This is a genomic window from Pseudomonas sp. TE12234 (assembly GCF_054061835.1).
Genome location: NZ_JBSSEP010000003.1, coordinates 44142 through 57105, shown reverse-complemented (window position 1 = coordinate 57105; position 12964 = coordinate 44142). Strand labels below are relative to the sequence as shown.

Below are 12964 nucleotides of genomic sequence, written 5' to 3'. Positions count from 1 at the left end.
GACCCTTGCCCAGCCCCTCGCTGAGCAATGTCGCAAAAATCGGCGCCTGTTCTGCGCGTCTTGATCTTCGATAAGTAGTCTGGAATTCATTTGATGAAAAATACGTCTTATAAGGGAAGTGCGTTGGCTGCCTGCACTTCCTCAATGATCCTGTTATCGGCAATGTTGGCGTCTCAAAGCGCCTCCGCTCACGGCTATCTGGAAGTACCGCCTTCCCGTGCACTGGCTTGCCAGAAAGGCTTGAACACCAACTGTGGCGGTGCGCAATACGAGCCACAAAGTGTTGGCGAAACCTTCAAGGGCTTTCCGGCCGGTATCGGCGGTGCTCCTTTGCAGGGCCCCGTCGACGGCAAGATCGCGAGTGGCGGTCACTCGCTGTTCTCTGCCATGGACGCTCAGTCCGCCACGCGTTGGCACCTGACGGAAATCAAGGATCGCAACATCGATTTCCAATGGCATTACACGGCCGTACACCCGGCCACCAAGCACGAGTACTTCATTACCCGCAACAACTGGAACCCGAATGAAGCGCTGAAACGCGCCACCTTCGAAAGCACACCGTTCTGCACCATCGACGGCGGCAATCAGAAGCCGTCAAACACCGACAAGCACAATTGCAACATCCCCGCCGACAAAACCGGCCACCACGTGATTCTGGCGATCTGGACCGTCGGTGATACCGATGCGGCGTTTTACAACGCAGCGGACGTGAACATCATTGCCGAGGCTGAGTTGCCGGGCGGCTGGTCTTCGGTGGGCAGCATCGCGCCTTCGACCTCATTGCTGGCGGGTGACAAGGTCAAGGCCCGTGCCTTCTCCGCCAATGGCGAGAGCTCGAACTACAGCGTTGAAATCTCTATCGATAACGCCGAAGAAGGTTCGCCAATCAATTGGTCGTTCAAGCTTGCCGAAGCCATCAACAAGGCTCATACACTGGTCCGGGCTGGCGTTCGCGATGAAAACGGCGCGATTGAGCCGGTCAAGGGCAACAACAGCCTGTATGCGCAGAAAGAAAGCGGCGTCATCCGCTACGAAGTGCAGCTGGACATGAGGGAAGACGCTGCCGCGCGCATGTCGGTGGCGTCACAGCAGGCGGAATACGTACTGGACAAAGGCCAGGCCAAAGTCGAGTTCAGCATGATTTCCAACCGCAAGATGAACGTCGAGGCGACCCTGCACGACGAGCACAACAAGCTGGTCGGCTCCACTTCGGCACAGGTCGACAGCGGTTCGACATCGCTGACCCTGGATGTGCGCAGCAACCCGGGTAAACACACCCTGACACTGGTGGGCACCACCCTGGATGGCCGGACCACTCGCCAGGACACCCAGTCCACCCAGCTGACCGGTGAAGGCGCCGGTGCCGACTATGACTTCGTGTTCCCGGAAGGCATCAGCGGCTACACCGCCGGTACCAAAGTGCTGCAGCCAAAGACCAACGAAGTCTTTGAATGCAAGCCGTTCCCGGAGTCGGGCTACTGCAAGCAATTCAGCCCGTCCGCCAACGGCTATGAGCCTGGCGTAGGTGCGCACTGGCACATGGCGTGGAACAAGCTTTAAGTCCTCCCGAATGACTTCAGGCGACCTGCAAGGGGTCGCCTGAAGTTCGCCTCCTGTTGAAAGTCGAGTTGGCAATGAAGGTTTTGGGTTACTCCAAAAAACGCGTGCTGCTGCACTGGGTGTCGGCAGCCATCATCGTGTGGACCTTGATATCCGGGTTTTATGTGGCGGGTAACGGGGTGTCCGTATCACTGAAACACTGGGTCGCCTTCTTCAACGTGTCGCTGACTACGGTGTTCATTCCTTTTTTTGTCTGGCGGTTGTGTATTTTTTTCGCTCACACCCGTTGCAAGCACCTGAACACATTATCGCTTGGAGAAAAGCTCGCGTGGTTCGCTCACGTGCTGATCTATCTCACGGTGAGTGTTGTGCTGGTCACCGGTGTGTTGATGATGGATCGCCCCATCGATGTATTCAGGCTGATCGAAATTACGCCACCGCTCAGTGATCCGAAACTCATCGCGCAGTTCGTCGAGATTCACGTCTGGGCCTGTGTGGTTCTTTCCGGGTTGATTGCGCTGCATGTTGGGGCGGTGATCGTCCACGAGGTCCGCGGCCACCGGATATTGCGGCGAATGTCGTTCAGGCGATGCGCTAATCGTTCGAATGAGCTGCTCGAGTGAGCCGGCCGTGAAATTTTCATTGCATGTGGGCACGCGCTTCGGCTCGCGCTTGGGCGCTGTCTGCCTGTTGGCCCTGCCAGTGGGCTACAGCATTTTCTTGATAGGGCACGAGCGGCACTTTCGCGAGCACCTGGCTCAACCGACACCGACACCGACACTGGCCCCGCCAAGCCCTGCGCCAACCCATGTGCCGCTCGATGCCACCGCTGTGGCCACCGTGCTCGGCTTGACGACCCAAACCGCGCTGCTCGCCAGTGCCGAACCGCTGACCCTGCAGGCCAGCTTCGTCGTCAGCAGTGGCCTGTCCCGTGCCTTGCTGGCGGATGCCCAAGGCTCGCGCATGTATCAAGTGGGCGATCGCTTGCCCGGTGGCAGTGTTCTGCGCCGCGTCGAGGCCAATCAAGTGGTGTTGTGGAACAAGGGGCGCGAGGAGCGGTTGATGCTGCAACCACCTGCCGCGCGATTGCTGCGCCCATTCGAATCGTCCGTCGATGCACAGCCTTCCGTTATTTCTACGCGTTATCTACGCCCGATTGCCGGGCCGTCAGAGTGATCAAGCCCATGAACAGCTTCACTGGCGCGCAAGCCTTGCGTTCCATGTTTCTCGTTGTCGTTTTGGCGACAGCGCCTCTTGCCGGTGCACTTCAGGCCGCAGAAGAAAAGTGGCAGTTGGCGATGAACAACGCCGAGCTGCGCGACATTGTCGAAGAAATCTCATCCATTCTCGGCACCACCGTGGTTCTGGACCCCAGGGTTTCCGGGCGTATCACGGTGATGTCCCGTCAGGCCCTCGACCGTGAGGGCGTTCGCCGGTTGTTTTACTCGGTGTTGGACGCTCACAACTTCACGGTGATCGACGAGGGCGACCGGATCCTCATCACGCCGGTGACCGAGGCCAGGACCCGCGCCAGCGGCTCGGCAAAAAATGCCACGGCTTCGCAATTCGTCACCCGGGTCATCGAGCTGAACACCAGCAGCGCCAACGATATTGCCGGCCTGGTGCGGCCCCTGGTGTCGGTCAACGGCTATGTCGGCCCTTCGGCATCGACCAATGCGCTGGTGATCACGGACACGACCGCCAATGTGCACCGAATTGTCGAAGTGGTGCGGCAACTGGATGCCGGAAAGAACAGCCTGCACGCGGTGGTTCAACTGCGTCATGCCCTGGCCAGCGACGTGGCTCCGGTCATGGAGGCCTCTCTGGGCAAGCGGACTGCCGATACGCCGATCCAGGTGCTGGCCGATAGCCGAACCAATCGCCTGATTCTCATTGGCCCGACCGCCGTTCGCCAACGCCTGGCCGATCTGGCGCGCCGTCTCGACATTCCGGCCACCGAGCTGCCTGACAACGCCCGGGTAATCCGCCTGCGCCACAGCGACGCCAGGCAGCTGGCAGAAATTCTGGAAACCCTGGGCCAGGGCCGCAAAGCCGCGCCGACCCTGAGCGGCAGCAAAGAAACGGCCTCCGGTGCGACGTTCATGATCAAGGCCGATGAAAGCCAGAACGCGCTGGTGTTGATCGCCGAGCCGGCGCAGGTCAGGACCATCGAAAGCATCGTGCGTCAGTTGGATCAGCCACGGGCACAGGTGCTGATCCATGCGGCCATCGTCGAAATCTCCGGTGACATCGCCGAAGCCGTGGGTGTGCAGTGGGGCCTGAACACCGGTGATGCCAAAGGCTTCATCAACTTCCCCGGCACCGACATTCCCATTGTGGGTGGCCTGACGTTCGACGAGAAAAAATCAGCGCCCGAAGGTGCGCTTTTGCGTCTGGGAAGCGACCGTTTCGGCGCATTGATTTCCGCGCTGGCCAGCAACACCCGCAGCAACCTGCTGTCCACGCCGAGCCTGTTGACGCTGGACAACCAGGAAGCGGAAATCATCGTCGGCCAGAACGTGCCGTTCAAAACCGGTTCATACGCCACCAACAGCAGCGGCGCGGATAACCCGTTCACCACGGTCGAACGCAAGGACGTGGGCATCAGCCTGAAGATCAAGCCGTACATCAATGAAGGCTCGACCTTGCGCCTGGAAGTCGAGCAGGAAGTCTCCGACATCGCGCCCTCGGTATCGGGCATCGACTCTTCGGACCTGATCACCAACAAACGAGCGCTCAAGAGCACCATCCTGGCCGACGACGGCGAAATCATCGTGATAGGCGGCCTGATCCGCGACAGCGTGCGCACACAGAAAAGCGGTGTGCCGCTGCTGCGCGACATTCCTTACCTCGGCGCACTGTTTCGCTGGAACCGGGAAACCCAGACCAAAAGCAACCTGATGGTGTTCTTGCGACCGACCATCGTGCGCAGCAAGGAAGACCTGGTTGAAGTCAGCCGGCAGCGTTACAACGCCCTGCATGACTTGAGTCAGCGTGGGGCGCAGGGCAACAACTCGTTGCTGTTGCCGGCCGATGCGCGTCAGTTGTTCGAACCGGTTTCCGACGCGCCGCTGTTCGATCTGCGCAAGCCTGCGACGAGTACGCCATGACCGGCGTGCGCGATGATTGCCAGCCGCTGCCGTTCGGTTTCGCCCGGCGTTTCGGCGTCTTGCTGGAGCGCGACGGTGACGAGTGGAGGCTGGCGCTGCGTGCCGATACGCCACTCACCGCGCTGGCCGAAGCGCAGCGGCTATGCGCTCGGGAACTGCCGCTGCGACTGTTGCCACCGCCAGTATTTGCCGAACGTCTGGCGGCGGCGTACCGCGAAGGCCAGAGCGCGGCGGAACAGGTCGCCCAAGGACTGGATGACGACCTGGACTTGCTCAGCCTGGTGGATCAGGTGCCGCAAACCGCCGATTTGCTGGAGCAGCAGGGCGATGCGCCGATCATTCGTCTGATCAACGCGCTGCTCAGCGAAGCCGTACGCGAAAAGGCCTCGGATGTGCACCTGGAAACCTTCGAGCAGTACCTGTCGGTGCGCATGCGCGTCGACGGGCAATTGCGCGAAATGCTCCGGCCACGGCGTGAACTGGCGACCCTGCTGGTGTCGCGGATCAAGGTCATGGCGCGGCTGGATATCGCTGAAAAGCGCGTGCCCCAGGATGGCCGCATGGCCCTGCGGCTGGCCGGGCATGAAGTGGATGTGCGGGTCTCGACCCTGCCATCGGCACACGGTGAACGAGTGGTGTTGCGCCTGCTCGACAAACAGGCCGGGCGCCTCGAATTGCCGCGCCTGGGCATGCCGGACAGTACCCTGGCGGCCTTGCGCGAACTGCTCGGCAAACCCCATGGCATCCTGCTGGTCACCGGGCCCACCGGTTCCGGCAAAACCACCAGTCTGTACGCGGCGTTGAGCAGCCTGAACGACCAGACGCGCAACATCCTCACCGTCGAAGACCCCATCGAATATCACCTGCCGGGCGTCGGCCAGATGCCGGTCAATCCGAAGGTGGACATGACCTTCGCCCGCGGTTTGCGGGCGATCCTGCGCCAGGACCCGGACGTGGTGATGGTCGGCGAAATCCGTGATCGCGAGACGGCGCAAATCGCCGTGCAAGCCTCGCTCACCGGTCATCTCGTGCTCTCGACATTGCACACCAACAGCGCGGTCGGCGCGGTCACGCGGCTGGTCGACATGGGCGTCGACGCCTACCTGCTGGCGTCTTCGCTGGTGGGCATTCTGGCCCAACGCCTGCTGCGCACCTTGTGTCCGCATTGCAAGGCGCCTTACCGCGCAGATGCAGCGACCCGCCAGCGGCTGGGGTATGACGCGACGGCGCCCTTGCAGTTGTTCCGGGCCGTGGGCTGTGACCAGTGCCAGCACGGTTATCGCGGGCGCATCGGCATCTACGAATTGATCAGTGTGACGCCAGCCATTTCTGCGCTGATTCATCAGGGGGGCAGCGAGCAGGCATTGCTCGGCGAGGCGCGCAAGGCGTCGCTCAGTCTGTTTCAGGACGGTCGGCAACGGGTGATCGACGGCCTGACCAGCCTCGACGAGTTACTGCGTGTGACTCGGGAGGACTAAGGCATGCCGACTTTCGATTACCGCGCCGACGACGCCCAGGGCCGTCCTTGCAAGGGGCGGCTGGAGGCTGACAGCCCTCGACATGCCCGGCAGTTGTTACGCGAGCGCGGCTTGTGGCCCCGTGATGTGAGTGAAATCCGGGTCGCTGCGGGTACGAAGTCGCCCCTTGGCACCGGCCGCTTGAGTGCCGCCGACCTGGCATTGCTGACGCTGCAACTCTCTACGTTGGTCCAGGCAGGTCTGCCGCTGGAGGAAGCCCTCGATGCGGTGGCCAAGCAAAGTGCCAAGCGTCGGGTGGCGGGGCTGTTATCGGCCGTCAGAAGTCGAGTGATGGAGGGGCATGCGCTGGCCACGGCGTTGGCGCAATTTCCCAAGGCCTTCCCCGAACTGTTCCGCGCCACGGTCGCCGCGGGTGAGCGCTCCGGTCATCTGGGCCATGTGCTGGAGCAACTGGCCGCGTACACCCAGGCCCGCCAGGCCTCGCGGCAAAAGATCCAGATGGCCTTGGTCTACCCGGCGATTCTGATGCTGGCCAGCGTGCTGATCGTCGGTTTTCTGCTCGGTTACGTGGTGCCGGACGTGGTGAAGATTTTTGTCGACAGCGGTCAGGCATTGCCGTGGCTGACCCGAGCGCTGATCAGCGCCAGTGACGGACTGCGCAGCCACGGCCTGACGTTGCTCGGCGTGATCGCGATGGTGGTTGGTCTCTGGCGTTGGAGCCTGCGTCAGCCGACCTGGCAACTGCGTTGGCATCGCCTGATGTTGAACCTGCCGGTGATCGGCGAAGTGTTGCGGGCAATGGAAGCCGCGCGGTTCGCCAGCACCCTGGCCATCCTCGGTAAAAGTGCAGTGCCGCTGGTCGACGCCCTGGAAATCGCCGCCGCCGTCATCGGCAACCTGACCATTCGCGCACGCATGGCCGACGTGGCCCGCTCGGTCCGCGAAGGCGGGACCTTGACCCGTGGCCTGGAACTGAGCGGCGACATCCCGCCGATGATGCTGCACATGATCGCCAGTGGCGAACGGGCCGGCGAACTCGACCGCATGCTGGCCCGCGCCGCCGAACAACAGGAAAGCAGCCTGGCAGCGCGTATCGCCCTGGTGGTGAGCCTGTTCGAACCCGCCATGCTCGTGCTGATGGGCGGCGTCGTGCTGCTCATCGTGCTGGCCATCCTGCTCCCGATTCTCAGCCTCAACCAATTGGTGAATTGACCTTGAACGCCCTACATCGCAGAACCTTCCAGCGCGGTTTTACCCTGATCGAAATCATGGTGGTGGTGGTCATCATCGGCATTCTCGGGGCCATCGTGGTGCCGCAGTTCATGAGCCGCCCCGATCAAGCCAAGGTCACCGCCGCCAAAGTCGATATCCAGGCCATTGCCACCGCCCTGGAAATGTATCGCCTCGACAATTTCCACTACCCCTCGACCCAGCAAGGGCTGGAAGCCTTGGTCAAGCGTCCGTCCGGGCAGCCGGCCGCGCGGAACTGGAACCCTCAGGGCTACCTGAAAAGTCTGCCTGTCGATCCCTGGAGCACGCCCTATCAGTACCTCAACCCCGGTGTGAAATCGGCCAATGGCGGCTATGACCTGTACTCCCTGGGTTCCGACGGCGTGGTCGGTGGCGAAGGGCATGCGGCTGACATCGGCAACTGGGGTGAGTGAGCCATGCCACGTCGCTGCCGGGGGTTTACCTTGCTGGAATTGATGATCGTGATCGTATTGATCGGCGTGCTGGTGGGCATGGTGAGTTTCGCTACCGGCATGAACCCGGCGCGTCAGGCCAGGCAGGAAGCGGATGCGCTCGCGGGCATGATTCGACAGCTACGCCAACAGGCGGTGCTCGAAAGCCAGGAACACGGTGTGCGCCTGAGTGCCGATGGCTATCGGGCGATGCGGCTCGGCGTGCGTGGCTGGGAGCCCGTGTCGGCCTTTTATCGATGGCCCGACAATCTGCGCCTGCGCCTGAAACACGACGGTTATTCCGTGAGCCTCGGCGCCGACGAAGGTCCCCCGCAATTGCTGATGCTCAGCAGCGATGAAACCAGCACCTTCACCCTGACATTTGAAACCAAGGGCAGGGCCTGGTTGAGCCTGTCCAGCGACGGTATCAGTGAGGTGGTGATCGATGGCTAGGCCGTCGATCATGCCCCGCATGGACGGATTCACCCTGCTTGAAATCATGGTGGCCCTGGCGATATTCGCCACCCTGGCAACGGCCGTTCTGTCGGCTGGTCAATACGTCGTGAAGCAGGCTGCGGTGGTCGAAGAGCGCCTGTTGGCGGCTTGGGTGGCGGACAACGCTTTGGCCGAATGGCGCCTGCAATCGACGCCGGCCATTGGGTCGCTGCAACGGCTTGTGCGCATGGATGGTCGTGACTGGGTCGTCCATCAGCGCGCCCGCAACGGTAGCGACCTGCGTCTGTTGGAAGTCGATATCGAGATCAGCCTTGCCGGTCGCGAGCAAGTGCTGCACCGCGCCAGTGGCTGGATACCCAATCGCCATGAATAAGCAGGCCGGGTTCACCTTGCTGGAGTTGGTGATCGCCTTGGCGATCTTCGCCCTGTTGGGACTGGCCAGCTGGACGCTGTTCGACGGGGTGGTGCGCGTACAGCGCGGCACCATGGCCCATGAAGCTGAATTCAGGAGCCTGCAACGCGCCATTGCAGTGATTGAGCGTGATCTGCTGCACATCACCGAACACCCGATCAGGCTCGAGCAAACGCAGCTGCAATTGCAGCGCGGCAACTGGCGCAACCCGCTGGATCAAGCGCGCAGCGAACGACAAGCGCTGACCTATCGCCTCGAGAACGCGGCGCTGTGGCGCGACAGCCAAGGCGAGGGCACGCCGATCGTACAACGGCAAAAACTGCTCGATGATGTCCGGCACTTGAGCTGGCGCCTGTTTGATCGCCAGGCCGGTTGGCGCAGCGATTGGCCGACCGGTCAGGCGGTCGATGCGCCGCTGGCGCTGGAACTGCAACTGTCGACAGGGCGCTTCGAGTCGATCCGCCGGGTGCTCTTGCTGCCGGGGGCCTGGCCATGAGGGCGAAGCAGCGTGGTGTGGCCTTGATCAGTGTCTTGCTGGTCATGAGTCTGGCCCTGTTGATCATTGGCGGGGTGCTGCGCAGCCATCGACTGTTGCTGCAAAGCAGCGCTCAGCAGCTGCAGCAGATGCACTTGAAGCAACTCGCCCTGGCCAACGAAACCTGGACGTTGCTGCGGTTGCAGGACGCCGGGCAAACCTCAGAGACCACGGTCGACCTGACTCAGGATTGGGCAACGGTCCGTGGTTACGAGATTGAAGACACCCACGTACGGGTGGCGGTCGAGGACCTGGCCGGGCGTTTCAACGTCAATGCCCTGTTGATTCAGGGCCAGATTGATCAGGTCACGCTCAATCGCTGGCATCGCTTGCTGGAGATGCTCGAATTGCCTGCATTGCCATTGGAGCAAGTGGGCGCGTTGCGAGAAGTGAGTCAACTGCGCCTGCTGCCGGGTATCGACGGTGAACGGTTGCGTCGGCTGGAACCTTGGATCGCCACCTTGCCCAAAGAAGCCGCGCTGAATATCAATACGGCCCCGGAAATAGTCTTGCGCTCAATCGATGGCCTCGACGCGGCAACGGTAACCGCATTGCTGCGTCAGCGCTCGACAACGCCTTGGCCGAGCGTTCAGGCCTTCACCCAAGACCCGATGCTTGAAGGTTTGGGCTTGAGCAGCCACGGCCTGGGCATCGATAGCCGCTGGTACCGGATCACGGTCCAGGTAACCCAAGGGCAAAGCCGTTTGCGCCTGGCCACCGACGTCGAACGCGATCCCAAAACACGCCAACTGAAGATCTTGCAACGGCGTGTGCTGCCGTCGAATACCCACGAGATAATCCCATGAAAACCTGGCTCTACCTGACGGCCGAAGGCCTGGCCGCGCCGTCGCTCGACTGGCCCTGTTGTGTCTGGTCGTCGACCGGCCAACGCCAACTCCAGCCGTTGAACCAGGCCGCGCAGGCGCTCCAGGGGCAGGCGGTCGACTTGTTGTTACCCATGGAACTCTGCAGTTGGGTGCGCAGCGAGCCCTGGCCCGCCAGGCGTCGACCCGCCGCACAAGCCATCGCCTTCGCCGTTGAGGAGCAACTGGGGGAAACGCTGGAAAAACTGCACCTGAGCGTCGGCGCTCGCGACCCGCAAGGGCGTTATCCGGTGATGGTGATCGACCGCGAACGCTTCGCCGCCGTGCTTCAGCGGTTGAAGGAGGCGGGCATTGAAGTGCGTTCAGTCTTCGTCGATGCCGACCGGTTGCCCCAGGACCAGGCGCTCGGCGTCTGGTGGTTCGGCCGCTGGATGCTCGGTGGCGGTTTGCCCGCTCGTCTGACGTTGACGGAGGATGGGCTGACACTGCTTAAACCGGGGTTGCCCATCGATATTGAGTGGCATGACGAGCGGCAGGAGACGGTTGATGCGGATCAATGGCTGACCCTGGCGTCGTCACAGGCCATCAATCTGCTGCACGGTGATTTTGCCCGGCAGCGCAAACGTCTGCCCTGGCGTCTCGGCGGGTTGGCCATGGCACTGTTGTTGGCGCTGAACTGGGGGGCCAGTGAAGCGCGAATCCACTTTCTCGAAAGCCAGGGCCGTGAGCTTTACAGTCGTAACGAACAGCAGTTCAAGGCGCTTTATCCGCAGCAGACACGCATCGTCGACCTGGCGGCCCAGCTCGGCGCCCTGCAAAACCAGGGTACGGCGCCAGAGGTCAGCCGTATCGCCGGCCTGGTCAAACTGGTCGAACACGTCATTGGCGCCAGTCCGGTCGACGTCCAGCGCATCGAGTTTCGCCAGGGCGACGGCTGGAAAATCCAGCTGACCGCCAACAGCTTTGCCGAACTGGAGTTGTTGCGCGAGCGGGGGCGGCAACAAGGAACGCCCATACGGATCGACAACGCGAGCAAAGACCAAAACCGGGTGCAGGCGACGCTGACGGTGGAGCAAGAGGCATGAAACCCAGCGAGTTCAAAGCGGCGACGTTGCAACGCTGGCAGCGTCTGTCCATTCGAGAGCAGCGACTGCTGGGGGGGCTGAGTGTGTTTGTCCTGGGCGTCGCGGCGTTCAGTCTGGTCTGGCAGCCGACGCAACAACGACTGATAACGGCCGAGCGTCAGTATCAACAGCAACTGGCGCTGGCGACCCGACTGCAACAGGCACAACCGCGCAGCCATGTACCAAAACCGGTCGATCAGCCCCTGTCGTTGCGCATCAGCGAAAGCGCGGCCACGGCGGGGCTTGAGTTGCAGCAGATGAACAGCGACAACGACCTGCTGCGCCTGACCGTCAGCGGCGACGCCATGACATTGCTGCCATGGCTGGACCGCATCGAACGTGACGGTATTGCGCTGCAATCGCTGACCCTGGAAAAGCGTGACGCGGTGCTGGAGGCGCGGCTGGTGCTCAGATAGTCGCGCCGGTGCCCGGCAACGGCGGCAACTTCGCCAGTTTCAGCGCCACCAGCAGCGCTACCACCAACAAACCGCCGATGAACAAACCGATGCCGTTCCAGCCGCCCAGGTGCCAGAACACCCCGCCCGCCGTGCCGGCAATGCTCGACCCGGCGTAGTAGCTGAACAGGTACAGCGACGAGGCCTGGCCCTTGGCCAGAGTGGCGCGGCGGCCGATCCAGCTGCTCGCTACGGAGTGGGCGCCGAAGAAGCCGAAGGTGAACACCAGCATGCCGAAGATCACCAGTGGCAGCGCTGTGAACATCGTCAGGGCAAGGCCGGCGAGCATCAGCACGATGGTGCTCCAGAGCACTTTGCGGCGGCCGAGTTTGTCGGCCAGCGAGCCGATTTTCGCCGAACTGTAGATACCCGACAGGTACACCACCGACAGCAGCCCGACGAAGGCCTGCTCCATGTGGTACGGCTCGGCCAGCAGGCGATAGCCGATGTAGTTGAACAGCGTGACGAACGCGCCCATCAACACGAAGGCTTCGAGAAACAGCAGCGGCAGGCCAGCGTCGCGAAAGTGCATGGTGAAGCCGTCAAGCAGGCTGCGCGGGTGCAACGAGCGGGCGCGGAAGTTGCGTGATTCCGGGAGGATTTTCCAGAACACCGCCGCTGCGATCAGCGCCAGGCCACCGATCACCAGCATGGCCGTGTGCCAACTGACGAAGTCGATCAACACCCCGGTAATCAGTCGCCCGCTCATCCCGCCGATGGCGTTGCCGCCGATGTACAGGCCCATCGCCAGGCCGATGTGTTGCGGGTGAATTTCTTCGCTCAGGTAGGTCATGGCCACCGCCGCCAGACCGCTCAGCGACAAGCCAATCAGCGCACGCATCAGCAGCACACCATGCCAGCTGGGCATCATCGAACTGGCGATGGTGCACAGAGCGGCGGCGAACAATGCCGCGACCATCACCGGTTTGCGCCCCACACGGTCGGAGATCGGACCGGTGATCAGCAGGCCGATGGCGAGCATGCCGGTGGCCACTGACAGGATCAGGCTGCTCTGTGCGGCGTTGATCGAATATTCGTGGGACAACAGCGGCATCATCGGCTGCACGCAGTACAGCAGGGCAAAGGTCGCGAAGCCGCCGCAGAACAACGCCAGCACCGTGCGCATGAACGCCGGCGTGCCTTTTTCGATGTAGATCTCCTTGAGTTCAGCGACGACATCGTCCTGTACGGCAGGTGGAACTTCATGGGCAAGTGGGGCGACAGCAGTTTTCACGTTGGACCTCGGAGGGGCGCAGCCGGTCAGGCAATGGAAAAAGCATATAGCTGGCTAATGATTCAATCCAATATATTGTTCGACCTGTTTGATA

General features: G+C 62.0%; 14 protein-coding genes. 13 read left to right on the top strand and 1 reads right to left on the bottom strand.

From position 1 onward, the window contains the following. Nucleotides 1-93: 93 nt before the first annotated feature. The 13 genes from gbpA (at nt 94) to gspM (ending at nt 11597) form a co-directional block, all read left to right on the top strand. Nucleotides 94-1560, top strand: a complete 1467-nt coding sequence (gene gbpA / locus ACVWYU_RS06750) for an N-acetylglucosamine-binding protein GbpA (protein ID WP_457372287.1) — start codon at nt 94-96, stop codon at nt 1558-1560. 74 nt (nt 1561-1634) lie between these two features. Next, entirely contained in the window at nt 1635-2183 is a 549-nt protein-coding gene (locus tag ACVWYU_RS06745; RefSeq protein ID WP_457372286.1) for a cytochrome b, read from the top strand. 7 nt (nt 2184-2190) lie between these two features. After that, nucleotides 2191-2736, top strand: a complete 546-nt coding sequence (locus ACVWYU_RS06740; RefSeq protein ID WP_248915268.1) for a type II secretion system protein N — start codon at nt 2191-2193, stop codon at nt 2734-2736. An 8-nt stretch (nt 2737-2744) separates the two neighbouring features. After that, nucleotides 2745-4670 (top strand): type II secretion system secretin GspD, encoded by a 1926-nt coding sequence (gene gspD / locus ACVWYU_RS06735; RefSeq protein ID WP_090328260.1) that lies wholly within the window; start codon nt 2745-2747, stop codon nt 4668-4670. After that, nucleotides 4667-6148 carry a type II secretion system ATPase GspE gene (gspE, locus tag ACVWYU_RS06730; protein ID WP_457372285.1) on the top strand — a complete coding sequence of 494 codons (1482 nt, stop codon included), beginning with the start codon at nt 4667-4669 and terminating at the stop codon, nt 6146-6148. The genes gspD and gspE overlap by 4 nt, the downstream gene beginning before the upstream one ends. 3 nt (nt 6149-6151) lie before the next feature. Continuing rightward, complete coding sequence (gene gspF, locus ACVWYU_RS06725) at nt 6152-7360, top strand: type II secretion system inner membrane protein GspF (protein WP_457372284.1); 1209 nt, start codon at nt 6152-6154, stop codon at nt 7358-7360. Between the two features lie 2 nt (nt 7361-7362). Continuing rightward, nucleotides 7363-7812 carry a type II secretion system major pseudopilin GspG gene (gene gspG, locus ACVWYU_RS06720; RefSeq protein ID WP_281439404.1) on the top strand — a complete coding sequence of 150 codons (450 nt, stop codon included), beginning with the start codon at nt 7363-7365 and terminating at the stop codon, nt 7810-7812. 3 nt (nt 7813-7815) lie between these two features. Then, nucleotides 7816-8283: a type II secretion system minor pseudopilin GspH gene (gene gspH / locus ACVWYU_RS06715; protein WP_248915272.1), complete on the top strand. Its 468-nt coding sequence runs from the start codon at nt 7816-7818 to the stop codon at nt 8281-8283. Further along, nucleotides 8276-8659, top strand: coding sequence for a type II secretion system minor pseudopilin GspI (gene gspI / locus ACVWYU_RS06710; protein ID WP_457372283.1), 384 nt, complete (start codon nt 8276-8278; stop codon nt 8657-8659). Before gspH ends, gspI begins: the two co-directional genes overlap by 8 nt. Then, nucleotides 8652-9194 (top strand): type II secretion system minor pseudopilin GspJ, encoded by a 543-nt coding sequence (gene gspJ / locus ACVWYU_RS06705; protein WP_457372282.1) that lies wholly within the window; start codon nt 8652-8654, stop codon nt 9192-9194. Before gspI ends, gspJ begins: the two co-directional genes overlap by 8 nt. Further along, entirely contained in the window at nt 9191-10039 is an 849-nt protein-coding gene (locus ACVWYU_RS06700; protein WP_390958278.1) for a type II secretion system minor pseudopilin, read from the top strand. Before gspJ ends, ACVWYU_RS06700 begins: the two co-directional genes overlap by 4 nt. Further along, the gene (gspL, locus tag ACVWYU_RS06695) at nt 10036-11142 is read left to right on the top strand and encodes a type II secretion system protein GspL (protein ID WP_457372281.1); all 1107 of its coding nucleotides are present in this window, start codon (nt 10036-10038) and stop codon (nt 11140-11142) included. The genes ACVWYU_RS06700 and gspL overlap by 4 nt, the downstream gene beginning before the upstream one ends. Beyond that, nucleotides 11139-11597 (top strand): type II secretion system protein GspM, encoded by a 459-nt coding sequence (gene gspM / locus ACVWYU_RS06690; RefSeq protein ID WP_457372280.1) that lies wholly within the window; start codon nt 11139-11141, stop codon nt 11595-11597. The genes gspL and gspM overlap by 4 nt, the downstream gene beginning before the upstream one ends. Here the strand turns inward: gspM and ACVWYU_RS06685 are convergent. Next, nucleotides 11590-12870 carry an MFS transporter gene (locus tag ACVWYU_RS06685; RefSeq protein WP_090328282.1) on the bottom strand — a complete coding sequence of 427 codons (1281 nt, stop codon included), beginning with the start codon at nt 12868-12870 and terminating at the stop codon, nt 11590-11592. The two genes, gspM and ACVWYU_RS06685, sit on opposite strands and share 8 nt — an antisense overlap. Between the last annotated feature and the right edge of the window lie 94 nt (nt 12871-12964).

Coding starts and splice junctions, on each gene's coding strand:
- gbpA (WP_457372287.1), top strand. CDS start 94: ATGAAAAATACGTCTTATAAGGGAAGTGCGTTGGCTGCCTGCACTTCC.
- ACVWYU_RS06745 (WP_457372286.1), top strand. CDS start 1,635: ATGAAGGTTTTGGGTTACTCCAAAAAACGCGTGCTGCTGCACTGGGTG.
- gspD (WP_090328260.1), top strand. CDS start 2,745: ATGAACAGCTTCACTGGCGCGCAAGCCTTGCGTTCCATGTTTCTCGTT.
- gspE (WP_457372285.1), top strand. CDS start 4,667: ATGACCGGCGTGCGCGATGATTGCCAGCCGCTGCCGTTCGGTTTCGCC.
- gspF (WP_457372284.1), top strand. CDS start 6,152: ATGCCGACTTTCGATTACCGCGCCGACGACGCCCAGGGCCGTCCTTGC.
- gspH (WP_248915272.1), top strand. CDS start 7,816: ATGCCACGTCGCTGCCGGGGGTTTACCTTGCTGGAATTGATGATCGTG.
- gspI (WP_457372283.1), top strand. CDS start 8,276: ATGGCTAGGCCGTCGATCATGCCCCGCATGGACGGATTCACCCTGCTT.
- gspJ (WP_457372282.1), top strand. CDS start 8,652: ATGAATAAGCAGGCCGGGTTCACCTTGCTGGAGTTGGTGATCGCCTTG.
- ACVWYU_RS06700 (WP_390958278.1), top strand. CDS start 9,191: ATGAGGGCGAAGCAGCGTGGTGTGGCCTTGATCAGTGTCTTGCTGGTC.
- gspL (WP_457372281.1), top strand. CDS start 10,036: ATGAAAACCTGGCTCTACCTGACGGCCGAAGGCCTGGCCGCGCCGTCG.
- gspM (WP_457372280.1), top strand. CDS start 11,139: ATGAAACCCAGCGAGTTCAAAGCGGCGACGTTGCAACGCTGGCAGCGT.